This is a genomic window from Erwinia sp. STN24 (assembly GCF_041320675.1).
In the GTDB taxonomy this organism is placed as follows: domain Bacteria; phylum Pseudomonadota; class Gammaproteobacteria; order Enterobacterales; family Enterobacteriaceae; genus Erwinia; species Erwinia aeris.
Window position 1 is genome coordinate 100,878 of record NZ_JBGGPM010000004.1, and the last position, 25,776, is coordinate 126,653.

A 25,776-nucleotide genomic window follows, 5' to 3' on the forward strand; every position below is an offset into this window, starting at 1 on the left:
ACTGGCAGGCCCGGCGGGACGCCGGGCGGATAAGATTTAGTAGGGTCAGACGGAGTGTGTTTTTAAGAGCAGGGTTATCGTATTGGTGTCTAAAAGACAGACATCAACTTAATGAGCCGAGATCTGCATGGTAGAGAAAATAATTTCCAGGCATCGCTTATTTTCTTCAAAATGATAGTCTTTTACGTTACGATGCCTGCCAACTAATTCTATATATGCCCATACGTTATTTTTATTGAAAACGTATGCCTGATAAAAAGCGCGCATATGGTCATCTCTGCTGGTGATCTCACCCGTGCACGTGAATAAATCAATATTCAGATTGCTGTTAAAATCATTTTGGATGGGCTCCAGCTCGTTTGCTACCAGTGTTATTCCATTATCCTGTTGATGAAAACGCTCGGCACATTTATCAAAAATTTCTTCTGCCGAGTGAACCACAGTGTCAGGATAAAAGTATAAATTTATCGCACCATAATTAATATTTTCGATAGTATGCTCTATGAGCATTCTGTTTTCTGAAATAACTTTAGCTTTCCAGGATAACGGTACTTTAAACGAACTTCCTGCTCCCAGATTAACGGTAGTTAATAATTCAGCCAGCGCCAGATTGCTACGATTTAAGAGATCCCAGTTAACCACGACAAAAAAGATATCATCAGCCAGCGCAGCATAATCTCGTGAAGCGCAGGAAGCTTTCAAAAGGAAGTAATTCCCGCCGCCTTCCGCAGGATTGTAATCTTTTTGTATGGTATAGCGCGAGATGACTTCATCACCAGAGGCATGAACTTTGACTGTTAACACATCTGCAAACTTGCCGCTACCGTTGGGATTATTAATTATACGCTGGTGCAGGATCTTTTCACCCATAATGGACAGCTTTTTGAACAGCCAGTCAGATGCGTTCATTTCCCACTCGCATCGCTCATAAGCTGCCCAAACCTCAAGATAAGGCGTATCATCGGATGTAATATAACGACCAATATTCACCAACCCTACTTCCGGGAAGTCCACCGGTTTGATTTCAGCAGGTTTCAGGCTTTGCGGTAAAGCTACCCAATAGTGCAGCATCTTCTCACTGGAAGAGGTGTAAAGACACTTCCAGTAACGCTGCTGCATTTCCTCTTTAGTAAAAGGAGAGGCAAGCGGAAAGTCGTAGCTGATGTAATTGCTCATAACCCCCTCCTTTTTATCTACCTAACCAAATCCCATAAAGCATCAATGCAGATGCTGCGGAAACTAAACACTTTACGAAAAGAAGAAGTGACGGAGAAACACTTTTCGAAAAAGATGATAATTTTTCATAGTTCTGTGTATTATATTCCTTATGAAACCCCATGATATTTGAAAAGATGGAACAAAGTGCTACTATCAAGAATTTACTGCCAAGTACCGCGATACATGCTCCGCCTAAAGAGGCAGTGAGTTTTTTTGCGTCAGACATGGGCATAAAGTGCCATGAAGTTATCATGTTATACATTAGCCTGCCAAACAGAGCAGTTCCAATTAATACACCAATTACTTTAGCTGCAAACAAAAACCAATCTTTTTTAGAAAAACTGTCTTTTCCATTCCACACATACCATAGAGAAATAGCTAAAAATATAAGAAAACCTAACCAAGACATACTTAACCCACCGATTTAAAAGTCAATCACCTATTAGCACTGTATTACAACCAGTACTAATTACCCCATCGCCATTTTTCTCCGGTATATTTTTCTCATCGCCTTCTTTAAAGCCCCAACTTATTATCTTTTTAAAAGAAAGTTTAAAATCCACATCAACTTTCACGCCCACAGTTAAAGCTAATTCACCTGAAGCTTTAACATTCACCGAATAGTCTGTCTCATCCCAATATCCGGTTACTCCAGCAGAGGCACCAACGGCCCCTGCACTCCCACCAACTTTACCACCCGTTACCAAAATACCATATAAATCAACATTCCCTGTCAGCTCTCCTTTTACTGCTGCAGCCTCGGCGCCCACCTCACCAGAAAAACCATAACGTCCTTTATCACCCGTATAAAATTCGCTGATGGCCTTGGCCTCGGCAGTGCCTAATGTGACATCCCCCGTAGCACCTAAATATAGCGTTCCCTGATTTCCTAACGCGCCTGTTGCACCATACTGCGCGCCAGTCGCCGTCGCTACCGTATTAAACCCTGATAAATCAGTCGAATATCCGTAATCCGTGCTATTGACGTTTACCACGCCTATTTTATTTCTCAACTCTCCTTTCAGAACATCCGTGCTCTGCATATTGCCAAGCGTTAAATCTTCTAATGCCACGCCCATTGAAGCCGTGTCATAGTGTCCATCTTCCGTTTTATCTTCTTCGTTATTCCAGATGCTTAATATACGACCATCATAATGATCGCCATGTATTTTACCGTCTTCACCGGCCTTTTTAGCCAGCGAGCCGCCCCAGTATTGCGGAGCCGCAGGTTTAGGTTTTGCAGGAGCTGATGCGCCGCCAGCGTTACACTGGGTTTTATCGCCCTGGCGGGCGAGCGATACGCCGTTAACCAGCACGCTGCCGGAACCACCGACAATAATGCCGCTGCCGTGCTGCGTACAGGAAAACGAATCACCTTTACGGGCAGCAGGAAATCCTCCAATGATAACGTCAGGACTCCCGCACTGAATTGGGCCATCGTGAGCGGCTTTATCGATGGATGCTCTGGCCGCAGGCATACCCATACTTATTTTTCCTCAGCCATTAACTGTTAATTTTAACCATCGCGCCTTTGATATCAGCCACGTTCGTTCCGGTAATACTTACCGTGTCGTTCGCTTTCATCTCGGTATTTTTACCGTCGCCTACCGTGGTCAGTTCGTTGCCTTTAAACAGCGCCTGTAATTCGCTTTCGGCGTGAAGATCCCCTGATTTTACCTGAATTTCAATGGTGTCGGGCGAAATCAATATATAGTTGTCTTTCACCTTTAATTTAATGCTGGTATTGGCCTCAAGCAGCGCATTACCCTCTTTGTCCATGGTCAGCACAGTTTCATCCTTGCCGACATTAACGACGTGTTTTTCACCCGTTTCCGTCAGATGATTGCGCTTTATCGTGACTTTTTCGTCACGGCCAATCGCTTTCAGACGATCGACGCCCACGTGGTGCGTTTCACAGCTCTCGACTTCCGTATCCATGTTTTTTTCCGCATGGATCCAAATCTGTTCGTGACCGGCTTTGTCCTCAAAGCGCAGCGCGTTGGCGGTATCTTTATGTCCATCCTTACTACGGCTATAAAATCCCATCTGGGTTGCGGCCGCCGGTAATCCCCATGGTGGCATGTTCCCTTCGTTATAGACGCGGCCCGTTACCATTGGTCGATCGGGATCGCCGTTGATGAAGTCGATCACCACTTCATCACCTACGCGAGGTATCTGGATACTTCCATACCCCTGGCCCGCCCAGGCGCTCGACACGCGCACCCAGCACGAGCTGGTGTCGTCCCCCTTCGCCAGACGGTCCCAGTGGAACTTCACCTTGATGCGCCCGTACTTGTCCGTCCAGATGGATTCGCCCTTCGGCCCCACCACCTTCGCCGTCTGCGGCCCGTGCGTGCGCGGCCACGGCGTTTCCGGCGCCGCACGGAACGTCACCGCCGACGGGATAACCCCGATGGCGATATTGTGCTTCGTGCCGCCCTCGCCCCCGCTGGCGTAGCGGTTTTCCTCGAAGTCGTAGTACGCGCTCACCGTCAGGTACTCGCCGTTGTCGCTGAAGAACGGCGCGTTCAGCAGCGTGAAGGTGTTCCCCGGCGCCAGCCCCAGCGCCGTGCCCACCGCGCTTATCTGCTGGTGCTCCACCTGCCACACCTCCTGGCGGATTTTCGCGTAGTGCTCCCCGTGGTCGTGGTCCACGAAGTGCCCCGGCCAGTCGTACACGTCTATCTGCCCCGGCGCCGGCGAAGCCGGGTTCTGCCGCGCCTGCAGCATCCACGCGTTCGGCTTGCGGAAGTCGTAGTCGTCGATGCTGTAGATGCCCGGCGTCACGCTGTCCTCCATCTCCCACACGCTGATGCCCTCCGCGGAGGTGCTGCCGCCCGACGGCGTCGCGTGGTACGGAATAACCCCGTAGCCCGGAAAAGGCTGGTGCTGCCGCGCGCTGTCCGCCAGCACCAGCGTGTGCCTGTCCGCCTCGTGGCGGAAGAAGTAGTAAATCCCCTCCAGCTCCATCAGCCGGCTGATAAAGTCAAAGCTGCTCTCCTGGTACTGCACGCAGTACTCCCACACCCGGTAGCTGCCCGTCAGCCGGTCCTCCACCGTCACGCCGTACTCGTCCAGCAGCGTTTTGATTATCTGCACCACCGTCTGCCCCTGGAAGATGCGCAGGTTGCGGTCGCGCTTCATCGGCCACAGGTCCGGCTCCATGCTCAGGCGGTACACCGCGTAGCGCGTGCCGTTCAGCTCCTGGCTGTAGACCCCGGCGCGGGTGATTTTGCCGTTCAGGTAGCGCGTGCCCATGCCCTGCGTGGGGATGCAGACGGTAACCGGCTGGCCCAGCAGCGTTTTGCGGTCGAGGCGCGCGTCGGGGCTCAGCAGCTCCACGGTGAACTCAAAGGCGTCGGCGAGCTTCTCCCGGCCGCTGAGCTTCCAGAACAGCAGGCCCTCGACCGGCAGGATGACGGTGATACGATCAAACATAGTAATTTCCCGGACTGGCAGGCCCGGCGGGACGCCGGGCGGATAAGGAATGGACAGGAACTGAGCGGCGCGCGCGGCCTCAGCTTTGCGGGTTCAGCAGCCACACGCCTTCGCGATCGACGGTAATGCGCTGATCGCGGGTCTGGCCGCTGTTGCTGATGCTGAAGCGGTAATCGCCCGGCGGCAGCTGCAGCATAGCGAAGCCGTTCGGCGACGGCACCAGCGCCTGCGGATTGCCGTTCATCGCTACTTTATCGCCCGGCAGCAGCTTGATATAGACCTGGGCGACAGGCTCCGGCGGTGGCGCAGGTTCGGCGGCCTTCGCCGTTTCCGCTGGCGGCTGAGAGGCCGTTGGCGTTACTGCTGGCGCAGAAGTCACCTCAGGCGCAGAAGTTGCCGCTGGCGCATTCGTGGCGGCCGTCTGCGGCGCATCGTCGCCGCCGCCGCCCGCCATCAGCGCGCCCACGCCAATCCCCACCAGCACGCCTGCGGCAATCAGGCCAGGCACCATAAAGCGCTTCAGCCCGGCGGCTTTTGGCGCAGCCTGCTCTTCTTCTACCGGCACCAGCATGGTGCCAGGCCCGCTGACCTTCACCTCAACGATTTCACTGATATCGCTGGCGGAAAGCGCCATCAGCGCCGCCAGCTCGTCTATGGTCTGCGGCCGATCTTCCGGTTGCAGCGCCAGCGCGCGGTCAATCGCGTGCAGCAGCGGCAGCGAGTAGCCGGCGGGCTTCTGCTGCACCAGCGGCTTATAGTTATCCTCGATGCTGCGCACCACGCTGACCGGCGGCGGCGAGCCAACAATCAGCGTATGCAGCACCGCGCCCAGCGCATAGATATCGGTCCAGGTGCCCTGCTCGCTCTCGTTGTCGTCGCTGTACTGCTCAATCGGCGCAAAGCCCGGCTTGAGCATGGTTTCGGTTTCATCAGAAAGGTTGCCGATAGCCTTGCGGGCGGAACCGAAGTCCAGCAGCACCGGCACGCCGTTTTCCTGGATCTGGATATTATCCAGCGAGATATCGCGATGCAGATAGCCTTCACGGTGGATAGTATTGATAGCGCCGAACAGCGGCGGCAGCAGGCAGCGGATCCAGGCTTCGCTAATCATCTCCGGGCGGCGACTGTGCAGCTGCGACAGCGTGGTGCCGGTATAGAACGCCGTGCCCATATAGGCGGTATCGTTCTGCACCCAAAAGCGCAGCACGTGCAGCAAATTCGGATGATTAAAGCGGGCCAGCAGGCGCGCCTCCTGAATAAAGCTGTTCAGCCCGGCGTGAAACGTTTTGCTGAAGCGCTCGCTGCGCAGTACCAGCGTCAGATCGTCGCTGCGCACCGCCAGCGAGGCGGGCATAAACTCTTTGATGGCGATGGTGCGTTCAAGCTGATGATCCCAGGCGCGATAGACGATACCGAAGCCGCCGCCGCCGATGACCTCTTTAATTTCAAACTCGTTAAAGCGGTAGCCCACCGGCAGAGCGCCAGGAATGGCTCGCGGAATATCTTGTTCTGACATATTGGACAACTCTCTTAATTGCGGCTTACGCCTCAAACTGACACTGGAACTCGCCGTCGTGCAGGGTTACCCGCAGGCGCTGGTACTGCTCTTCACGCCGGTGTGCGTCCAGCAGCAGCTGGCTCATCTGCGGCAGCAGCGTGTTGGTAAGGATGGCATCGACCATACGGCCGCCGGATTCTACCTCGGTGCAGCGCTGAACGATGCGTGCAATCACGCTGTCATCCACCTCGGAGACGATGCCGTGGTTCTGCGCCAGACGCTGCTGGATGCGCTTTAGCTGTAGCCGCACAATGCTGGCAAGCATGTCGTCGCTCAGCGGATAATAAGGCACCACCAGCAGACGGCCCAGCAAAGCCGGCGGGAAAACCTCCAGCAGCGGCCCGCGCAGCGCGCCCGCCAGCGCGTCCGGTTCCGGCATCAGTTCCGGATCGGCGCACATGGCGCTGATAAGCTGCGTGCCGACGTTGGAAGTCAGAATAATCAGCGTGTTGCGGAAGTCGATATGACGCCCTTCGCCATCTTCCATCCAGCCTTTATCAAAGACCTGGAAGAAAATTTCATGCACGTCGGGATGCGCCTTCTCGATTTCGTCCAGCAGCACCACGCTGTAAGGACGACGGCGCACGGCCTCGGTCAGCACGCCGCCTTCGCCATAGCCGACATAGCCCGGCGGCGCGCCTTTCAGCGTAGAAACGGTGTGCGCTTCCTGAAACTCGCTCATATTGATGGTGATAATGTTCTGCTCGCCGCCGTAGAGCGTTTCGGCCAGCGCCAGCGCGGTTTCGGTTTTGCCGACGCCGGACGGGCCGCAAAGCATAAAGACGCCGACCGGCTTATTCGGGTCGTCCAGCCGCGCGCGGGAGGTGCGCACGCGTTTGGCGATCAGATCCAGGCCATGGCGCTGACCAATCACGCGCTCGTTCAGCGTGTCGGCCAGCTTCAGCACCGCGTCGATTTCGTTTTTCATCATGCGGCCCAGCGGGATGCCGGTCCAGTCGGCAACTACAGCGGCGACCACGTTGGCATCGACGGCGGCAAACAACAGCGGCGCTTCGCCCTGTAGCGTTTTCAGCTGCTGCTGCTGCTCTGCGAGCTGCTGCTGAAGGGCGGTGACATCTTCCGCATCATCCTTATGCAGCCGCTCGCGCAGCGCGATAATGGCGTCCACCAGCCCGCGCTCGCTCTGCCAGCGTGCCGTCAGTTCATCGCGCTGGCGGCCTAGCGCAGCCAGCTGCTCGCTGATTTTTACCGCCCGGGACGCATCGCCAATCGCCACTTTCGCCTCGCGCTCCGCTATCTCTTTTTCAATCGAAAGCGCGTGGATGCGGTGCAGGCAATCTTCCAGCTGCGGCGGCTGCGCGCTCTGGCTGACGGCGACGCGGGCGCAGGCGGTATCCAGCAGCGCCACGGCTTTGTCGGGCAGCTGGCGTGCCGGAATATAGCGATGCGAAAGCTTAACCGCCGCCGCCACGGCCTCATCCAGCAGCAGGACGCGATGGTGCTTCTCCAGCGTGGTGACGGTGCTGCGCAGCATCAGCAGCGCTTTCTCTTCGTCCGGCTCCTGCACCTGCACGGTCTGGAAACGCCGGGTCAGCGCCGGATCTTTCTCGATATATTTTTTGTATTCCGCCCAGGTGGTCGCGCCGATAGTGCGCAGCTGGCCGCGAGCCAGCGCGGGTTTTAACAGGTTGGCGGCATCGCCCGTGCCCTGCTGGCCGCCCGCGCCGATCAGCGTGTGGATCTCGTCGATAAACAGGATGATCGGCGTCGGGCTGGACTGCACTTCATTGATCAGCGCCTGAAGCCGCGCCTCAAATTCGCCTTTCATGCCCGCGCCGGCCTGCAACATACCGATATCCAGCAGCCACAGCTGCACGTTGCGTAGCGGCTCCGGCACGTCGTCTGCCGCCATGCGCAGCGCCAGGCCTTCCACCACCGCCGTTTTGCCGACGCCCGCTTCGCCGGTCAGCAGCGGGTTGTTCTGGCGGCGACGCATCAGGATATCCACCATCTGGCGGATCTCTTCATCGCGTCCGGCGATCGGATCGATCTTGCCTTCGCGCGCGCGCGCCGTCAGATCCTGCGCGTACTGTGCCAGCGTGCTTTTTTGCTGCAGCACGGCACCCTCCTGGACGGGCGCGGCGGTGATGCTGCTCTCCTTGCTGTTGGCGAACACGCTGTCGAACTGCTCCAGCAGCGTATCGGCGCTGATACGGCCAAACTGCGGCGAAATACTTTTCAGCACGTTGGCCAGATTGAACGTTTTCAGCAGGCCAATCAGCAGATGGCCGCCACGGATCTGCTGCACGCCGAACTTCAGCGAGCCGTACACCCAGGCGCGCTCAACCGCGCTGTCGATATGTTCGGACAGATCCGACACCGCGCTGGCGCCGCGAGGCAGACGATCCAGCGCCCCGACGATATCGCGCGTCAGCGCCTCTTCATCCAGTGAAAAATAGCGGATCGCCTGTTGCAGATCGCCTTCCTGCTGCTGCATCAGCTGATGCAGCCAGTGCACCAGCTCCACATAGGGATTGCCGCGCAGCTTGCAGAAGGCGGTGGCGCTTTCCAGCGAGGTAAATAACAGCGTGTCCAGTTTGCCGAACAGTACGGCGCGGCTGATTTCTGACATGGTTGTTCTCGGTAAGTAGATGACGGTTAAAACAGAGAGCCGTAAAGAACAAGCCCGATAAGCGAGCGGCCCGGTTCGGCAAGGCGGCCGGAAAAAGTGACTTTCTCTGTCAAGGTCTTGCGGGTTTTAACAAAACGTTATCTGGCAGCGACCTGCTCCGCCGGTTCCGGGCTGAAGGTCAGATCGCGTAGCGGCTCGCCGCTTTTTAAATGGCCGAGCCAGCTGTTAAAGCCGAGCCGGGTTGCGTCGCCGGGCCGGATCCCTTTGGCCTCTTCCGCCGCCAGGATCAGCTTCAGCTCCCAGATATATTCAATGCCCAGGTATTGCCGTACCCAGTCGCGCAGCGCAAGAGTCCAGGCCTCGCCCGGCAGAAAGCGGTTATAGGTTTCCAGCGGCATCGGCCCCAGCTCGATGCGGAACTTATGCTGCACGTCACGCACCGCCACGCCCAGAAACATCGATTCGCCCAGCTTCGGCGCATGTCGGCCCGCGCCCAGCTTCGCCCGCTCGCGGCTGTCGATCGGCAGCCAGTGCGGCACGTTTCCCACCAGCCTGACCGGCACCTTAAAATAGTGGCTGAGGATCTTTTGCAGGCCTTCGACGTCGCGCGCGTGGCGGGTTAAATGCCCGGCCACCGCAAAGCGCGCGTGATCGCTCAGGCTGCCTTTTGCCAGCTGGCCCGGCTGGCCCATGCCGATCAGGCTCGCCAGATAACGATCGAAGCGCTGATTGTCTTCCCGATCCAGCGATACCGTTGGCTGCGCGTCGGCCCAGGCGCGGTAAAACAGCAGCGTCAGCCGATGGTGAAACAGGTCGGCAAAGGCCGACATACTGCGATCCTGATGGTGAATAATGCGCTCGCGGGCGTACTCCGTCAGGTGCGTCGGCAGCGGGCCGTTCGGGCCAAACAGGCCGAAGCTTAAAATTGAGATGTCGTGCAGCGAGCTGTTGTCGCGCGGGCCGGCCTTTGACAGCGTGGCGGGCGCGAAGGCCAGCGACGGCTCCTGACCGATGCGCAACGGCTCATGGCGCGGCAGCGGCGCGCGGCCCAGCGGATAGCGCTCGCCGCCCTGTGCGTCCAGCCTGCGCAGCAGCTGAAACAGGTCGTAGCGCCACGGTGCCTGCGTCACGCCCGACCAGAACGCCTCCGGCAGCCGCTGCGTTTTGCGAATGCGCAACACGTTCATATCAGCGCCCTTTTGCCCATGCGCGCGGGCCAGTAGCCGACCTCGCCGCGCTGCTGGCTGGTCAGCGTCAGCTCGGTAAAGCTGTTGATGGCGACCAGCCTGGCGAAGACCTGCTCCAGCACGCTGCCCAGCAGCCACGGGCTGGCGCCGGAAAACGCCTGCTCGTCGACGCTCAGCTCAATGCCGATGCCGCGCGCGAACACGATCGGGCCGGGTTCCGGCACCCGACGGCTGACCGGTTTGAGCCGACAGTGGCGAATGCCTTCAATCTGCCGGGCCACCGGCGCTTCCGCCAGATTGGCATACAGCCCCAGCAGCTGGCGCAGCGCCGTGGCGCCCTGGCCGTCGTCGCTGTCCATCAGGCTTAAATAATTCAGCTGCAAATGGCTGATCAGCCGCCAGGTCGCCATGCCTTCCGCCAGCGCCGGACGCGGCGGCGTTGGGCCTTTGCGCAGCGTCAGCTGGCTGACCGGCACCGAGTCCGCCATCATAAAGTTGCCCTGATCCTGCGCCAGCAGCATCAGCGGCAGATCGCGACTGGTGCACAAAACTTCTGCCGTCAGATGGGTCAGATCGTCGCGCCACGGCGACTGGCGCTCATCCACCAGCGAAAGAAAGACTTCGGATCCGATATAGCCGGTGCGCGTACCGTAACGCTGCGCGCGTTCAGACAGCGTGCGCTGCTCGCGGCGCAGCGAAAAATAAGCGCCGTAGTCGCCTTCGTCACGGCTGAAGGTGCTCCAGAAAGGCCGGAACACCTGCTCGCCCTGCTGCCTGTCGCCCGTGGCGTACAGCTTCTGCACCGAGTAAATCTCGTAGTCGAGCGGGCGAATGTTATCGACCACCAGATGATATTCATGCACGCCTTCGCTGATTTTCTGCCGCTCCGCCGTTTTCGGGAACAGGTTGATAACCGGCGTACAGTGCAGCGCCAGATGGCTTTTGTCGATCGTCCGCTCCAGCGCCGCGTCGGCTTTGTCCAGCAGCAGGACGATCTCAAAGGCTTTTACCTCTGGCCCACAGCGTGAAGGCAGCTCGCCCAGGCCGCTGATGCTGACAAACTGGAAGCGCGCAGGGAAAGCGAAATATTCCTGAAGCAGCCTGTAACCGTCAAAATTGCGCAGATCTTCCGGCAGCAGCGCCTGGTTAGCCGCAAAGCCCTCCTGCTTCAGCGCGTCGTCGCCCAGCACGACCCGCTGCGGCTGCGGCTCCACCGTCTGGCAAAAGCTGCCGACCGTGTGCTGCATCATCAGCTCCAGCAGCTGCTGCGCCTGAATGTCCGGGCCGCTGAGAAAAAACATCAGATCTTTCAGGGTTAGGTGGCTCAGCGCCACTTCGCTAAAGCACTCCAGGCGGATACGCAGCGCGCTGACCGCACCGCGCTGGCTCAGCCCCATGCTGCCAAGCGGGATATCCGCCGGCACGCCGCCCAGCTCCACGTGAGCGATGCGCAGCGGTTGCAGCATCACGTCGTGCGCCGTGGCGTAGCTACAGGTGACGCCGCTTTTTTTCAGCATCTGGCTGTCCATCATGGTGCCGCGCGGCACCAGGAAACCGCCGCTGATATCCCCTTTTTTACCGTCGGGATGCAGTTCAGCAATCGCCATAGAAGGCACGGGCGAAAGATAGTTGGGCGCAATCATCTCCAGCATCCGCTGCGAAAAGCGCGGGAACTCGGCGTCCATTTTCAGCTGCACGCGCGAGGTCAGAAAGGCGAAGCCCTCCATCAACCGCTCGACATAGGGATCGGCCACGTCAATGCCGCTCATGCCCAGCCGTCCGGCGACTTTGGGATAGCGTTCGGCGAACTCCGCCCCCATTTCGCGCAGGTACGCCAGTTCACGGTTGTAATAATCGAGCAGTTTGCTGTCCATAATTACCCTACGTCTTTCAGTTCAAAATGGCCGTTTTCTAAATCCAGATCGGTGCGGAACAGAAACTCCAGCGGATAAGGCACGCACCAGAGCCGCCCTTTGATTTCAATCGACAGCATGTTGTGCAGGCTGAGCGAGCTGGTGTCTGATATGCAGCGCACCTGAAGCCCCGCCGGCAGAATGCGCGGCTCAAAGTACAAAATAGAGTTGGTGATTTTGCGCTGGATGTCGGCCAGTTCGATATCGGACATACGCTGTCCGGCCAGCGGCGCAACGCCAAAGTTATAAGCGGAGCGCTGCACGTGCGGAAACGGCGAAAGATCCTGCTGCGCTTCGTTGTTGATGCTGTTGAACAGCCACTGCAAATCACGCAGAACGTTGCGCTTCAGCGTGGCGTGCGAAATCACGCGGCTGCCGGGGGCTTCCTGCGGCTTATCCGGCGCGTTGTCGGTCAGCCTGTCCAGCAGCGACGGCTGCATTTTATCGCGCGCCGTCATCGTCTCCCTGCCGCGCTGGCGAAAACCGCCGTGCAGCAAATCGCGACCGTCACTCATCGTCGGCTTCCGCTGCAAAGACAATATGCGCCAGGCTCAGCAGCGGAAAATCCTGCTCTTCGCTCAGCCAGGTTTTCTGACCGTGGCCGATAAACTGCTGGTCGTCCAGCGGCGTCCACTCGGTGACGGCGGCCAGCCGCAGGTTGTCTTCGGCCGTATCGGCAAACGGATAGCGCACCGGCAGCTGGCAAACCTGTTCGCTGCCGTCGATTAGCGTGACGGCCGTGTGCCGCCAGACCAGATCGGTGACGCTCGCCGGCGGCTGAAAACGCATTTCGCGCACGGCGGCGAACGGCAGCCAGGTGTAATGGCCGTTAACGATCAGCTCACAAATCGGGCCGAGACGCCCGTCGCCGTCGATCAGCCATGCCACGGTCTGCGTCTGCTCGTCCTGCATGGTGACACGGGCCGGGTTGGCCTGCGCCGCCGCAAAAGCCGCCGCGCGTAACTCATCGGCCTCTTCGGCATGCTCTTTACGCAGCGCCTTCAGTAACGCTTCCGCCCAGGCGAACGCCTCGCCGGGCATTCTCGGCATCGCCAGGCCTTCAAAGACCGCCGCTCGCTGGATTTCTGCCGTAATGGCCTGCTCCAGCAGCGTAACCATGGGCTTTGCCTGCGGCTTTAAAGCCAGCCAGGATTTCAGCTGGGTTTTGGCGCGCGGCCAGTGGCCCGCCAGACAGAGCAACTGTACGAAGGCGGCGCGCAGGTCGGCATCCGCCGGGCGGCTTTTGATATCGCTTTCGACACGCGCCAGGGTTTCCAACAGCGTGGCGCCGGACATCAGTTGAGTCAGAGATTTCATAGCTTTCCTCGGGCACAGAGTCAGTTAAGCGTCCGGTAAGCACCGGCGGCCGGATCTTTCAGCTGCGGATTGATTTCATCCACCAGCTTGACGATCACCGCGCCGTCGGCCAGATAGGGCGACCAGACCTTACGGACTTCGTCCAGGCGCGCCTTCAGGATACTTGCATCGCTGGCTTCCTGCTGGCTTATCGCCACCACCACGGTGCCGTCAGCCTGCCAGCCGTTCAGCGCGGGCGCGTAAGGCACGATCATCCAGCTCTGCGGCGAGCGCTCGTCGCTCAGCACCATACGCTCGTTGTTGACGGTGGTGATCTGCGTATCGCGACCAATCGCTTTGCCGTTCAGCCCGGAAACCGGGAAACCCTGCACGAAGCTGACCTGACGGCTTTTGGCGCCGCCTTTGCCCAGCTGCGTTAGCTGGCTGTCGCCGCTGAGCCAGCCGTCGCTGCCGCAGGTCACGCCGCCTTTCGCAGGCACAAACAGCGCGCTGGCCTGGCTGGCGTTATTCCACCAGGTGCGGAAGTGGCAGCCGTCCAGCAGACTGAACTGGATCCACGGCGTGGTATCCGCCGGCGGCGATAGATCTTCTGGCTTAACCGGCGCGGCGGCTGGCGCGGTTTCTGTCGGTGCGGCCTGAACCGGCACGGTGGGTGTTGCCGCCTGTACCGGCGCGGCCGCTGGCGTTTGCGCCTCTATTTTGCTTTGCCAGCCCTGCGCTTTAGCGGCGCTGCCGTGCGCCAGCGCTTTGCCGTTGCTGTCGGTCAGCTGCCATTGAAACGTGGCTATTTTCGCGCAGCTGTGCGACATCAGGCCCGCGACCTGCGGCAGCAGCTCGTTTACCTTCGCCGGATCTTTATCACCGTTGGCCACGATGCGCAGCGCAACATCGCGCTTGCACCAGCTGGCAGGCTTCTGATCTTTAACGTTATCGAGCCAGACATCCATTTGCAGCGATTTAGCGGTGACGACGCGGTAATCCTGTGCCCAGGCACCGGATGCAATCAGCAGGGTGACACCCGTTAGCCAATATTTCATGTGGGTTAAAGCCTTATTTTAATCACGAAGAGGGAAAAACTGCGCTGCGGCTTCCAGCGAATGCAGCAGCGTGGTGTCCTGCGGATCGCCGACCCAGACGGCGACGGCGCTGTAATTGTCCTGGCTGGCGGCGGCCTGCCGCTCGTTTTTGCGGATAACCTGCTGCATCAGCGTCAGCCATTCGTCCGGCGTATTCACCATATGCAGCGACTCCTGCATGTTTTCCTGCGAAAGCCCGTGCCAGAACCCGTCGGTGCAAAGCAGGAAGGCGTCGCCGTCTTCGATCTCGACCACGTCGCTGTAGCTGGCGTCGCGCTCCTCATCGCCCATGCCGAGCGCAAAATAGAGCAGATTGCCGTTGATGCCTTCGGTCTGGTGACCGGCGTCCTTCATCTGCTGCACCAGGCTGTGATCGGTGGTGACGTGATAAAGGTAGCCGCGTCGGAACAGATAAAGGCGGCTGTCGCCCGCGTGCGCCCAGTAGGCCAGGTCGAAATCGCGATCGATAAACAAGCTCACCAGGGTGGTGCCCATGCGCTTATGGTCGCCGATCGCCTGCTGCTGGCGAATTGCGTGGTTGGCGTCGTTAACGTAGCGGCGAATACTTTGTGCGTCCAGGTGTCGCTCGCCGTCAAAGCGCTGGAGAATGGTATCGCGCGCCAGCGCCGCCGCGACGTCGCCGCCGGGCAGCCCCGCCACCCCGTCGCAGACCACGAAGCAGGCCGAGCGTTCGCCGATGCGCTCGCCGGTCTGATCCTGGTTGCTTTCGCGAGCGCCCTGGTGCGACATAGAGGCAATGGTGATATTCATCATTCTTCCGATCTGATTTGAGAATCTTTGTACTGGTTCACTTCCATGTCGTAGGCGTGCAGGAAGGCTTCGCCAAACAGCGTGTGGAAGTCATCCTCAATTTCGCCCGCCGTTTCACCGTAGCGTTTGGCGAAGTGCTCCCACAGCGCGGCTTTACGGCTGTTGGGCAGCGACAGGCGAGAGATGGCGCCCTCTTCGCGCGCTTCTTCTTCCAGCTGCTGCGGGTTAAAAGATTGCAGCATCGAAGCGATAATCGCGCGGATCCCGGCGATCATGCCCAGCTGATGCGCCTGTAAATCGACCAGCGCATCGCGCACCGACTGCTTAGGCGGCATAAAACCCGGCATCCGGCTGCCGAACATCTGCATCAGCACCGATTTACCGGAAGGCAGCAGCTTAAACGGGTTGTTGGCCTCGTCGAGGATCACCGTCATTTCCGCTTTTACGCCGCGCTTGAGGATCGAGCGGGAGGAGAGCAGCGCCACCGTTCCCTGCGAGAACATGCTGAGCATTTGGCCCAGCTCCTGCATCGCGTCGCGGTCAAAGCGCGGCGTCGGCTGTAGATCGTTCAGCCCCATGCCGCCGATCAGCGCCTCCAGCAGCTCGCCGTCCAGCCGCTGACCGTCGCCGGAAGCGCTGTGCTGTTGCGAAGCCGTATTGGCGACCGGATCGATGCGCAGACGGCCTTTTGGCGGCGGCGTAGTGCTGCGCGCAACGGCCTGCGGCGTCGGCAGCGTGATGCCGCCGTACTCCTGCTGCGGCGGCCGCGCGGCGGCGGTGGGCTCGCTGAAATCGGCGTCGCTCGCCGGGTTTTCAGCAAAATGCGGAGGCTGGCCGCGATCCGTATCGCTTTGCGGCAGTTCAGCAAACAGCGGCGACTTGCTGAGATCGTCAGCGGCCTGCGGGTTTGTATCAAACAACGGTGACTTGCTGAGATCGTCAGCGGCCTGCGGGTTTTCGCCAAACAGCGGTGACTTGCTGAGATCGTCAGCCGTCTGCGGGTTTGTATCAAACAGCGGCGACTTGCTGAGATCGTCAGCGGCCTGCGGGTTTGTATCAAACAGCGGCGACTTGCTGAGATCGTCAGCGGCCTGCGGGTTTGTATCAAACAGCGGTGACTTGCTGAGATCGTTAGCCGTCTGCGGATTGCTTGTTGGCCTGCTGGTCGTCTGCGGCTGGCTGTCCAGCGCCTTTGGTGCCGGCGGCACAAACGCAGTCTGTGGCCGCTTCTGCTGCGGTTCATCCACCGGCGTCAGCGGGACGGCGTTGCCCATCATCAGCCCCAGCGGATCGTCGCCGTCGGCGGGTGTGCTGTTGCCGCTACCGAACAGCGCCATCGGATCCAGCTGCTGCTTTTTGTCCTGCTGCGGCTGCGTCAGCGTACCCGGCGTGCTGTCGTCAAAAATGCTTTGCCGATCGAACAGCGACTCGCTGCTGAACAGAGAGTCAGGCGTGCGATCCCGACGATCCAGCTGCGGCGCTGGCTTATCGGCAAACTGCGCCAGCGGATCGACCGGGTTACGATCCTGCGCTTTTTCCGTCAGAGGATCCGATCCGGCTGGCGCGGGCCTACTGCGGCTGGACAGGTTGTCGCTGATAGAAAATTCCTGCGCCAGGCTATCCCAGATTTCACTGGGAATGGCGGCAGGCGCGCTTTCCTGCGGCGGCGCGGCCGGTCGGGCAACCGGCGCGGGTCTTGCCACGGGCTGCGCCGCCACGTTGAGTTCGCTGACCTGTAAACGGTACTCATCAATGCTAAGGATGTCGCCATCCTGCAGATCCACCTGCCGACCCCGCTCCAGCGGAATATCGTTCAGGTGCACCAGCGTCACGTTGCCGCGATTGGTAATGCGGCATTCGCCGTCGGCCGTGATATGTACAATGGCCTGCAGACGGGAAATGGTGCGGTCATCGTCCGGCAGCACCAGGTTGTTGTCGGCGCCACGGCCGATAGTGCCGCCCGGCGGCAGAAAGTCGCAGCTGCTCTGCGGCGGCTGCTGGCCAGCTTTGGTCGCTATTATCGTAAATCGCATCACGTTTTCCTGCGTTGGATTTCGGCGTTCGGGCCGCGCCGGTAGACCCGGCGGGCGTTGAAACTGATTGCTGCCCGGCATGGATTGCGCTATCCCGACAGCTTTAAACAGGGCGACGGTTTCGTCAGCGCATCGTGCCTTCGACGCTGTCTGTCACCTGGTCGCCTTTAAAGATCTCCATTGTCCAGCGGTTAAAATCATTGGGAATAAAGGAATAGCTGTAACCGCTGTTCTCAAAAACGTAGCCGCGAAAATCACACACGTCCGGGCAGTGCACATTAACGGTTTTGCCCTGCAGCAATATGCCTTTCCCATTGAGCTTGCTTCTGGAGTCCAGCGTGACGTCATTGCAGTCAACATTGCCTTCTTCGCACCAGGCCGTAATACGGGCCAGATATTTTTTGCTGTCAAAGGTGGCCGTATTGGCAGGATGCGCCGCATAAAAGCGACGAATTTTCGGCACGCTGTCTATTGACGCATTATTCACTCTTTGCGACAGCGCATTATCGACCAGCAGCGAGCGGGACTGGGGATCGTACGCCAGCACCACCGCAACCAGCGAGGTTTCTACCAGCGTGGTGGCGGTATAAATCACAGCGATTTTTACCTCACGGTCGCCAGGCGAGGAAATCACGCCCACGCCTTTCACGTCTTCGCACGCTTCGCCGTTAAAACGATTGAAGCCAATGGTCGGCACCAGGTTTGTCAGGCTTTCACCATCGCGCGACCAGCCAATAAAGCAGGCGTTCATATCGGCCCGCAGCAGACCTTTGCCCGGCACCATCACGCCCAGTAAATGGCCGCTATCCCGTACGGCAAAGGTCTGCTGGCCGAACGGCTCTGCGCCAGCGATATCCAGCGACAGGGCTTTTTGCGCCAGTTCAGGCGCAAACGTATCTGCATCTGTCGTGGCCAGATGCGGGCTGGCGACGGCGATGTTGGTTAATAAGGCAAGAGAGAGTAAAAGGCGTTTCATGCTGAGTTCCGGTAAAAAATTAAGGCATAGCGATATATAAATTATTGCTTTGACGTATTAAATACATAACCAGTCAGGCGATTACGCTAAACAGATAGTTATCACCTTAATCTGATTTTTAGCGCAGTATCTTTCTGCTCAGGCAACCTACGTAAGAAAATCACATGTGGCTTAAATTTATATTTTTATAGCGGATCAAGGTGAAGAGAGAACATTCACCGACATTTATTCGGCAGGTGGTAAAAAGGTGAAATCGCCCTCTGCCGGATCGTCTTTATCGCTGATCATCTGCCTGGTTTTCTGATCGACATAAACGCTGAATAATCTGTGCTGCGTCTCGGGATCGCCCGGACAATCGCCGCCGTGCTTTTCCACTACGTCGATCAGATCCAGACCAGGTTCAGCGTCTGCCGTTAGCAGGTAGTTAACGCAGTTGGCGTCCGTCACCAGCTTGTTTTTCTCAACGGTATTTTCAACCTGTATAACTGCTGACTCCGCTGTGCTGGTGGCCGTGGCGTAAAAACTTATCCCTGGAAAGAGAACAAAAAGAGTTAGTTTTAAGATTTTCATTATTTTTAATATTCTATCCTGCTGCTTCTGGTCGTAGTCTGTCAGACAGCATGTTTTGCCTTAAAAACGATAGTCTTATAACCTGAAAGGTGAGAATGAAGTTTATATTCGCCATAATAATTTGTAGGGAATTTTTTTGAGATTTTCAGCACGTTCATGGTCAAGCTTTGCAATATATTTGTTAGTTGCAATAGCATTGGCGGGCGTGCTTTCTTCAGCAGTAAAGGTTTTGAGTTTACACTGAGCTTCTCTGTACTTTAGCCAGCCACGTTGGCCTTCAAGGAGAACACCAAAATATTGCCTCCCTAATACCTCGTGCGATCTGTATGCGTGTTCAATAATTTCTTTCGCTTCCGCGAATTGCTTATTCAATAAAGCCTCTACCCCATCTTTTTCTTAGCGGAATATTTTAAAACTTCACCTTCAGCTTATGGATTATGGATTATGGATTATGGCATGCATCTTCAGCAAAAGATTAATTTGCAAAAAATAGAAAAAAACTATAGAGGATAAATATAAATATTTTATCCATAAAAATCCTTAAATGCTTTTTTCAGTAAAGAATATCACACTTTTCCCTGCGCTACATATTTTAAGATGCGCGCCCCTACACTATAGTAAAACCCAAATGGAAATAAACGGACCTGGCTATCAACACGGGGTTAGATTTTTAGTCATCCTTTGATGAAAAATCGGCCATAATTCCTCTAATCGCCGAGATAAGGATGACGCTATACTGCTGTTCAAGGATCAACATTTTTTATTATTATCTACTCCTTCTAATGTAAAGTATTTAGGATGAATAAGATAAGGGATCTGAATCTTCCTATAATTATTAATATTTTATTTATGATGATAGTTCGTAAAATAATTCGCGACAACCTACCCTACATAACTGAATGCTATTTTCTCACTGGCCTCCAGAAAGACCAGCTCGCTTAACTTTGACAAGTAAATAAAAAACCAGATTAATATAATAAAAAATACAGAAAAATCTCGCGTAATTTAAAAAGAAATAGATATCGATATAATCTATTCCATCCTACCTTTATCTGATGAGATTACCTTACCGTTCTTTAATATATCAAGATCCCAAATATTATTGTTCCCTGATACAAAGTAGTATTTATAGGCACCATTATTAAATTCATAACCTGCAAAATCGCATACTTCAGGGCAGTTAACATTCACTGTATTACCTTTTAAAATAATCCCCTTCCCCGTTTTATTACTTTTTGAATCAAAAGTTACATTATCACAAGAAAGATTTCCTTCAGCGCAATGCGATGTTATTTTTGCCGTATATTTATCTCCATGAAATGTCATTGTATCTTCTGCATTAGAAAAGGAAGACCATCCTGCAACAGCTGAGGAAAATAAAACAAAAACCATAACCTTTTTCATTTTTATCCTGTATAAATTAATAGACCCTTACGTAAACTGAATTATGATAAACACGTAATTCAGTTTTACGGCGATTTATTACACCTTTATTTACCTTGCCCTGGCTTTTATTCCATAACATCCATGCAGCGTCAAGATCGCCATTAGCTTCACCATTAACTATCTTAGCAACTGTTGTACTCGGGAACCCTTTTAGCTCCTTCCCAATATTGTAACAAAAAATTACAAGTGCATCATATTCATTTTGACTCAGATTAACAGTAATTACACGTTTAACTGTCGCTTCAAAATCAATTAGTTTTACGGCAAGCAAAGAAGTTGCCTCTGCAAGTGTTATTCCATTTTTATATTGTAAAAATGTTCTATTGCTTAAAAGAACTCCATATCCAACCGTCGCGCCTTTACAAAATTCGGTTATCGGTTTCCCAGTCTGATCATCATAAGGCATCGCCCGGAATTGCTCATAGTCCTTTAATAAAGCTAAGCCTTTAGCGCTAAGTTTCATGCCTGATGGATGATACTTCACCCCTGGACCGTCACCGATAAAAGCTTTATTTTGTATAGGAGGCAACTGAGGATCAGGTCTACTTCCCAACGAGCCTGCAATAAGATGCCTGAAAGTCACACCACCTACTTCAATTAATGCATCTGGATGAGAAATAAAATGGCTTTGATATTTACGTATTGCTTTAACAGTATTTTTACCACAGTGGCCATCAATTCTAAGGTGATATCCTTTATTTACTAAAAGGCTCTGAATCTTTTTTACATCATCATATTTATTGATGCCATGCATTCCTACTGATGAATATATTTCCATAATTAATAGCTCTACACTCAAAAACTCAGCCAATATATTATTCATTAAAAGGCAAATGCCCACCCCTAAATAATTGGGAATGGGCAATGATAATTAAGCTTCTTTATTTTCTTTGATATTCCAGCCAGCGCTGCTTTCTGCGCCTTTACCGCCGGAAGAACTCTGCTCCCAGTACTGCTGCTTCACTTTGGAAGCCTGGAAGGAGTAGCTCATGCCTACGGTGTCGCCGTTATCAGCACCAACGTACTGCACGTTCGTCACCAGCACGTCTTCCAGCGTAATGCGGGTGTATTCAACCTGAGTGCCGCCAGCTTTGCATACGGACAGCTCAACTTTGGCGATGTGCTTGCCGCTTGCGCAGTTTTTCAGCAATGCCGTAGTAGATTTGTCAATCAACGCGCTAACGTGCAGGTCGTTAAAGTTAACTTTACCGGCACCGCCGCCGCCGCCAACAGACATATTGCCCGGCTGAGAGGCGCCCCAGGAGAAAGAAGTGATATCGGTCCAGCCTTTATGGTTAGAGTCTTTCGACTCGCCGGTTACACCGTCTACCTTCATAAACATATCAATAGCCATTATTTTCTACTCTTTTTTGATGGACAATTTTGCTTTTGACAAAGCAGCGACAGACAAAAAGGCATGCTTTTTGTCTTTTTTCCGACGATCTTGCAGCCGACCGTACAGAAATCTTTTAACCCGTCGCCAGGACGTAAATTTATTTTTTCCGGGAAGAGGAAATCACAGCGGAATAAATTAAATTTACAGATAGCATTGGCAGATATAAATTAGAGACTTATCACATGGCGCTTCACTTAAAAGGTCAGCGTTAAATAATGAAAAAAACTTTTTTGTCATTACTCAGCGTTATTTTTTTAGCGCTGTCCATCTATGCTCTGTTCACGCTTGCCAGCGGCATCTGGCTGGTAGCCCGCTATGAAAATTTTGATATAAACGCCTCAGGCTTTCTTTCGGGGGAACTGCTGTTCACCGCGCTCTGCCTGGGCTTCTGTTTTTTGATAAGGAAAGCGGCCAAAAAAGCACGTTGACCGCTTTAGCTTTAATTAATCAGCTTATAAAGGGAGCCGCCTTACCTTCTGCCAGCATCCAGCGGTAAGCTCTCCCTTCAGCCTTTAAGCATCATCGCTTTTCAGCGAAGGCAGCTTAGAGACCAGACGCAGCGACACGGTCAGGCCTTCCAGCTGGTAGTGCGGACGCAGGAAGAATTTTGCGGCGTAATAGCCCGGATTATCTTCCAGCTCTTCCACCAGCACCTCGGCGGAAGCCAGCGGCTTGCGGGATTTGGTTTCCTGCGAGGAGTTGGCCGGATCGCCATCCACGTAGTTCATCACCCAGTCGTTCAGCCAGCGCTCCATCTCTTCACGCTCGCGGAAGGAACCGATCTTGTCGCGCACGATGCACTTCAGATAATGCGCAAAGCGGCAGCAGGCGAACAGGTACGGCAGGCGCGCGGCCAGACGTGCGTTGGCGGTGGCGTCCGGATCGTGATACTCGGTCGGCTTCTGCAACGACTGCGCGCCGATAAAGGCGGCGAAATCGGAGTTTTTGCGGTGTACCAGCGGCATAAAGCCATTTTTCGCCAGCTCGGCCTCGCGACGGTCGCTGATGGCGATTTCGGTCGGGCACTTCATGTCCACGCCGCCGTCGTCGCTCGGGAAAGTGTGGCAAGGCAGATTTTCCACCGCGCCGCCGGATTCCACGCCACGGATCGCCGTACACCAGCCAAACTCTTTGAAAGAGCGGTTGATGTTGGCCGCCATTGCGTAAGCGGCGTTCGCCCAGGTGTAGTTGCCGTGGTTCGCGCCCTCGGTTTCTTCCTCAAAGTCGAAGCTGTCGACCGGGTTGCTGCGGATGCCGTAAGGCAGACGCGACAGGAAGCGCGGCATCACCAGGCCCAGGTAGCGCGCATCTTCCGATTCACGCAGGCTGCGCCAGGCAGCATACTCGCTGTTCTGGAAGATTTTGGTCAGGTCGCGCGGGTTCGCCAGCTCCTGCCAGGACTCCATCTGCATCACTTCCGGCGCGGTGCCGGTGATAAACGGACAGTGCGAAGCCGCGCCGATACGCGCCATCTCGCCCAGCAGCTCCACGTCCTGCGGGCTGTGATCGAAGTAGTAGTCGCCTACCAGGCAGCCGAACGGCTCGCCGCCGAACTGACCATACTCTTCTTCGTAGATTTTCTTGAAGATCGGGCTTTGATCCCAGCCAACGCCTTTGTAGCGCTTCAGCGTGCGGCCCAGCTCTTTCTTCGAGATGCTCATAAAGCGGATTTTCAGCATCTCGTCGGTTTCGGTGTTATTCACCAGATGGCTCAGGCCGCGCCAGGCGCCTTCCAGCTGCTGGAAATCTTCGTGATGAATAATCTGGTTGACCTGCTTAGACAGCTTCTCGTCAATCTCGGCAATCAGCGCCTGAATGGTACGGTAAGCGTCGTCAGAAGCGGTAACGGTGTTTTCCAGCGCCTGCTGCGCCAGGGTTTTCACCGCGCTTTCCACCGCCGTGCGCGCAGAGTCGGTTTTCGGGCGGAACTCTTTGTTCAGCAGCGAGCTGAATTCATCCTGGCTCCAGGCCTGCTGGCCCTGCTGCTCAAGCTGGGAAGGATTGGTCATTACTGCTCTCCTTCTTTAGCCGCGTCATCCTGCTTTGGCAGGTGGCTGAGAGATTGCAGCAGCGTCGGATCCTTAAGGATTTTGGCAATCAGCTCTTCCGCGCCGTTTTTGCCGTCCATATAGGTCAGCAGGTTGGAAAGCTGGGTACGCGCATCCAGCAGCTTGTTCAGCGGCTCGACGTTGCGTGCCACCGCGTCCGGCGAAAAATCTTCCATGCTGTTGAAGGTCAGATCGATGTTCAGATTGCCTTCGCCGGTCAGCGTGTTTTGCGCCTGGAAAGCCACGCGCGGCTTCAGCGCCTTCATGCGCTCGTCAAAGTTATCGACGTCGATATCCATAAATTTGCGTTCGTCGACCGACGGCAGGTTATCGACCGGCTTGCCGACCAGATCGGCCATCACGCCCATCACAAAAGGCAGTTCGATTTTGCGTTCTGCGCCGTAGATCTCCACGTCATACTCGATCTGTACGCGCGGCGCGCGGTTACGGGCGATAAATTTCTGCCCGCTGGATTTACTAGCCATAATGTTCTCCATTGGTATGCGCGATTAGTCAGGACGCCTCAGTCGTGACGCCCGAAAATGTTTTCCAGCTGATGCACGCCGTCCGGCGCCAGGTCGCGGATAATGCTCATAAAGTCCATCTCGATCATGCGCTGTACGCGGTCGATCATCAGCGGCGCCGGATGGCTGGGTTCGTGCTGCACAAAATACTGTTTCACCTTTTCCAGCATCAGCTGCGCATCGGCGCGCGATGCGGGCTGCACGCTGCGCCAGTCGGTCTGCGTCGTCCTGGCCGGCTGCTGCGTCGGGGCGCTTTCCGCCTCTTCGCTGGCGGCCTGCGGGAGCAGAGCGCTGACGTCGGTCATTTCACAGGCCTGCGCGACGGTATTGACCGTTTTCAACAGCTGCGCCATTTCCGGCACGCCGCTTTCGCCCAGGTGCTCCATCAGCGTTTCACGAATGGTTTGTAACCGCTCACTTATGCTGCGAATAGCGACAATGCCCGGTTGTTCGCTCCGGGCCAGCTCGTCCAGCAGCCTTGCGCGACCGCCGGGAAACTCGTCGCACTCGCTTTTGCTGCCGTCCAGCAGCGCACAGGCGTCGCGCAGAGAAAGCTGATCGGCGGCGTTACGCAGCAGCAGCGACTGGCGCAAAGCCGTAGTAAGCGCTGACTTATCACCTAAAGCCGCCAGCGCGTTGATGCGGTAAAAGGGATCGTAGTCGCCGTCTTCGGTCAGTACCGGCCACAGTGGCTCCCAGTAGAGCAGCAGCGACTGCTTGATCAGCTGTAAGCCGTCGGCGTAGCCGCTTAAGCCTCGCAGCTGGGTCCAGGCCTGGGTCAGCGCCAGCATCACGCGCAGATCTTTGCTGCGCGTCAGCAGGCTGCCCGCCAGCTTCGCCACCTTGTTCCAGTCCGCCGGTTCAGCGGGAATGATGGTGTCGCCAAACTGCTGCTCGGCTTTGCCCGCGCTGGCCTGCTCCATCGCCATATAGTCGGCGTCATATTCCAGGTTTTCCCCGCACGGCCGATCGCTGCTGATGGGGGCTAGTAGCTCGTCAAGATTCATGGCAGTTCCTTACTCGAACATCGGCGGATAAAGACCGTGGCGGCCAGGCTTTGCGCCAGCGGCCGGATCGAACAGCATCGAAAACAGCTGGCCGGTGAAGTTGCCGCTGTGCACGTGGGTATAAAGCGGCTTGCCGTCGGCCTGATTCGTCCACCAGAAGCTGGTGTAGTGCTGCGGATCGAAACAGTCGGAAGCGCGTCGCCAGCTCAGCGTCGCCCGCTGTTCCTGATAGCCGATAGCGTCAAGAATGGCCGACTGCTGCGGCTGCGGCAGGTTCAGCGCCAGCAGCGTGCCGTCGAGCTGTGCCGACGACCAACCTTCACGTACGGCGTTCAGCAGGATGCGGCCCAGCTGCTGATACCAGTCACCCGCCAGCGCCAGCTGCGCCTGCGTCCAGCTCTGCGGCGAAAAGGTTATCAGCGCGCAAAGCGGATAAAGCCGGCCAACGCTGTCGCGCGAGGGCACCAGGCAGCCCATCTGGATCTGCTGGCTGCCCAGCATCGGCGGCACCACAAAGTTCCAGACCGGCGCGTCGGCAAACTGCCGTTCGCCCTCGGTGTTTTCCTGGCGATGCAGCAGCCCGACCTGAAACCAGTGCGACCACTGCGCCAGCAGCGCGTCCGGGAAACGACGCTTTAAAAAATCGCCGCCGCTCGGCAGCTTTCCATACCAGCAGAGTGCGGGCGTCTGACTCATGTTGTTCTC

Annotated in this window: 24 protein-coding genes; 1 reads left to right on the top strand and 23 read right to left on the bottom strand. The window is 56.1% G+C overall.

Annotated elements, in window-relative coordinates; translation table 11 throughout:
- Positions 1-108: 108 nt before the first annotated feature.
- From ACA373_RS15100 to ACA373_RS15190, 19 genes are all read right to left on the bottom strand, one after another.
- Positions 109-1,176, bottom strand: coding sequence for a hypothetical protein (locus ACA373_RS15100; protein WP_370734751.1), 1,068 nt, complete (start codon positions 1,174-1,176; stop codon positions 109-111).
- Positions 1,177-1,189: 13 nt separating this feature from the next.
- Positions 1,190-1,627 (bottom strand): hypothetical protein, encoded by a 438-nt coding sequence (locus tag ACA373_RS15105; RefSeq protein ID WP_301253562.1) that lies wholly within the window; start codon positions 1,625-1,627, stop codon positions 1,190-1,192.
- Between the two features lie 22 nt (positions 1,628-1,649).
- Entirely contained in the window at positions 1,650-2,702 is a 1,053-nt protein-coding gene (locus ACA373_RS15110; protein WP_370734752.1) for a PAAR domain-containing protein, read from the bottom strand.
- 19 nt (positions 2,703-2,721) lie between these two features.
- The gene (locus ACA373_RS15115) at positions 2,722-4,656 is read right to left on the bottom strand and encodes a type VI secretion system Vgr family protein (protein WP_370734753.1); all 1,935 of its coding nucleotides are present in this window, start codon (positions 4,654-4,656) and stop codon (positions 2,722-2,724) included.
- Positions 4,657-4,735: 79 nt separating this feature from the next.
- The gene (locus ACA373_RS15120) at positions 4,736-6,172 is read right to left on the bottom strand and encodes a serine/threonine protein kinase (protein WP_370734754.1); all 1,437 of its coding nucleotides are present in this window, start codon (positions 6,170-6,172) and stop codon (positions 4,736-4,738) included.
- 25 nt (positions 6,173-6,197) lie between these two features.
- A complete protein-coding gene (gene tssH / locus ACA373_RS15125) occupies positions 6,198-8,807 on the bottom strand; it encodes a type VI secretion system ATPase TssH (protein WP_370734755.1) in 2,610 nt (869 codons plus the stop codon).
- A gap of 137 nt (positions 8,808-8,944) precedes the next feature.
- Complete coding sequence (tssG, locus tag ACA373_RS15130) at positions 8,945-9,994, bottom strand: type VI secretion system baseplate subunit TssG (RefSeq protein WP_301253415.1); 1,050 nt, start codon at positions 9,992-9,994, stop codon at positions 8,945-8,947.
- Positions 9,991-11,868, bottom strand: coding sequence for a type VI secretion system baseplate subunit TssF (tssF, locus tag ACA373_RS15135; protein ID WP_253455486.1), 1,878 nt, complete (start codon positions 11,866-11,868; stop codon positions 9,991-9,993). Before tssF ends, tssG begins: the two co-directional genes overlap by 4 nt.
- Positions 11,869-11,870: 2 nt before the next feature.
- Positions 11,871-12,422, bottom strand: coding sequence for a type VI secretion system baseplate subunit TssE (gene tssE / locus ACA373_RS15140; protein ID WP_125290453.1), 552 nt, complete (start codon positions 12,420-12,422; stop codon positions 11,871-11,873).
- The gene (locus tag ACA373_RS15145) at positions 12,415-13,224 is read right to left on the bottom strand and encodes a type VI secretion system accessory protein TagJ (protein ID WP_370734756.1); all 810 of its coding nucleotides are present in this window, start codon (positions 13,222-13,224) and stop codon (positions 12,415-12,417) included. Before ACA373_RS15145 ends, tssE begins: the two co-directional genes overlap by 8 nt.
- Before the next feature lie 20 nt (positions 13,225-13,244).
- Positions 13,245-14,261, bottom strand: coding sequence for a hypothetical protein (locus ACA373_RS15150; RefSeq protein ID WP_370734757.1), 1,017 nt, complete (start codon positions 14,259-14,261; stop codon positions 13,245-13,247).
- An 18-nt stretch (positions 14,262-14,279) separates the two neighbouring features.
- Positions 14,280-15,071 carry a PP2C family serine/threonine-protein phosphatase gene (locus ACA373_RS15155; RefSeq protein ID WP_301730212.1) on the bottom strand — a complete coding sequence of 264 codons (792 nt, stop codon included), beginning with the start codon at positions 15,069-15,071 and terminating at the stop codon, positions 14,280-14,282.
- Positions 15,071-17,104, bottom strand: coding sequence for a type VI secretion system-associated FHA domain protein TagH (gene tagH, locus ACA373_RS15160; protein WP_370734758.1), 2,034 nt, complete (start codon positions 17,102-17,104; stop codon positions 15,071-15,073). The genes ACA373_RS15155 and tagH overlap by 1 nt, the downstream gene beginning before the upstream one ends.
- 124 nt (positions 17,105-17,228) lie before the next feature.
- A complete protein-coding gene (locus ACA373_RS15165; RefSeq protein ID WP_370734759.1) occupies positions 17,229-18,080 on the bottom strand; it encodes a hypothetical protein in 852 nt (283 codons plus the stop codon).
- A gap of 225 nt (positions 18,081-18,305) precedes the next feature.
- Positions 18,306-18,650, bottom strand: coding sequence for a hypothetical protein (locus ACA373_RS15170; RefSeq protein WP_301253421.1), 345 nt, complete (start codon positions 18,648-18,650; stop codon positions 18,306-18,308).
- 102 nt (positions 18,651-18,752) lie between these two features.
- Complete coding sequence (locus ACA373_RS15175) at positions 18,753-19,022, bottom strand: lysozyme inhibitor LprI family protein (RefSeq protein WP_301253422.1); 270 nt, start codon at positions 19,020-19,022, stop codon at positions 18,753-18,755.
- Between the two features lie 660 nt (positions 19,023-19,682).
- A complete protein-coding gene (locus ACA373_RS15180; RefSeq protein ID WP_301253423.1) occupies positions 19,683-20,054 on the bottom strand; it encodes a hypothetical protein in 372 nt (123 codons plus the stop codon).
- Between the two features lie 16 nt (positions 20,055-20,070).
- A complete protein-coding gene (locus tag ACA373_RS15185; RefSeq protein ID WP_301253424.1) occupies positions 20,071-20,919 on the bottom strand; it encodes a glycoside hydrolase family protein in 849 nt (282 codons plus the stop codon).
- A 48-nt stretch (positions 20,920-20,967) separates the two neighbouring features.
- On the bottom strand, positions 20,968-21,450 hold the full coding sequence (locus tag ACA373_RS15190; RefSeq protein WP_301253425.1) for a type VI secretion system tube protein Hcp: 483 nt from the start codon (positions 21,448-21,450) through the stop codon (positions 20,968-20,970).
- A gap of 257 nt (positions 21,451-21,707) precedes the next feature.
- On the opposite strand from ACA373_RS15190, the gene ACA373_RS15195 reads away from it, so the two are divergent.
- Positions 21,708-21,920, top strand: coding sequence for a hypothetical protein (locus ACA373_RS15195; protein ID WP_253455506.1), 213 nt, complete (start codon positions 21,708-21,710; stop codon positions 21,918-21,920).
- 84 nt (positions 21,921-22,004) lie between these two features.
- On the opposite strand, the gene tssC is transcribed toward ACA373_RS15195, so the two are convergent.
- The 4 genes from tssC to tagF are packed head-to-tail and all read right to left on the bottom strand — an operon-like array spanning position 22,005 to position 25,767.
- Positions 22,005-23,501, bottom strand: a complete 1,497-nt coding sequence (gene tssC / locus ACA373_RS15200; protein WP_253455508.1) for a type VI secretion system contractile sheath large subunit — start codon at positions 23,499-23,501, stop codon at positions 22,005-22,007.
- Positions 23,501-24,037: a type VI secretion system contractile sheath small subunit gene (tssB, locus tag ACA373_RS15205; protein WP_253455511.1), complete on the bottom strand. Its 537-nt coding sequence runs from the start codon at positions 24,035-24,037 to the stop codon at positions 23,501-23,503. Before tssB ends, tssC begins: the two co-directional genes overlap by 1 nt.
- 26 nt (positions 24,038-24,063) lie before the next feature.
- Positions 24,064-25,071 carry a type VI secretion system protein TssA gene (tssA, locus tag ACA373_RS15210; protein WP_301253426.1) on the bottom strand — a complete coding sequence of 336 codons (1,008 nt, stop codon included), beginning with the start codon at positions 25,069-25,071 and terminating at the stop codon, positions 24,064-24,066.
- 9 nt (positions 25,072-25,080) lie between these two features.
- Positions 25,081-25,767: a type VI secretion system-associated protein TagF gene (gene tagF, locus ACA373_RS15215; RefSeq protein ID WP_253455515.1), complete on the bottom strand. Its 687-nt coding sequence runs from the start codon at positions 25,765-25,767 to the stop codon at positions 25,081-25,083.
- Between the last annotated feature and the right edge of the window lie 9 nt (positions 25,768-25,776).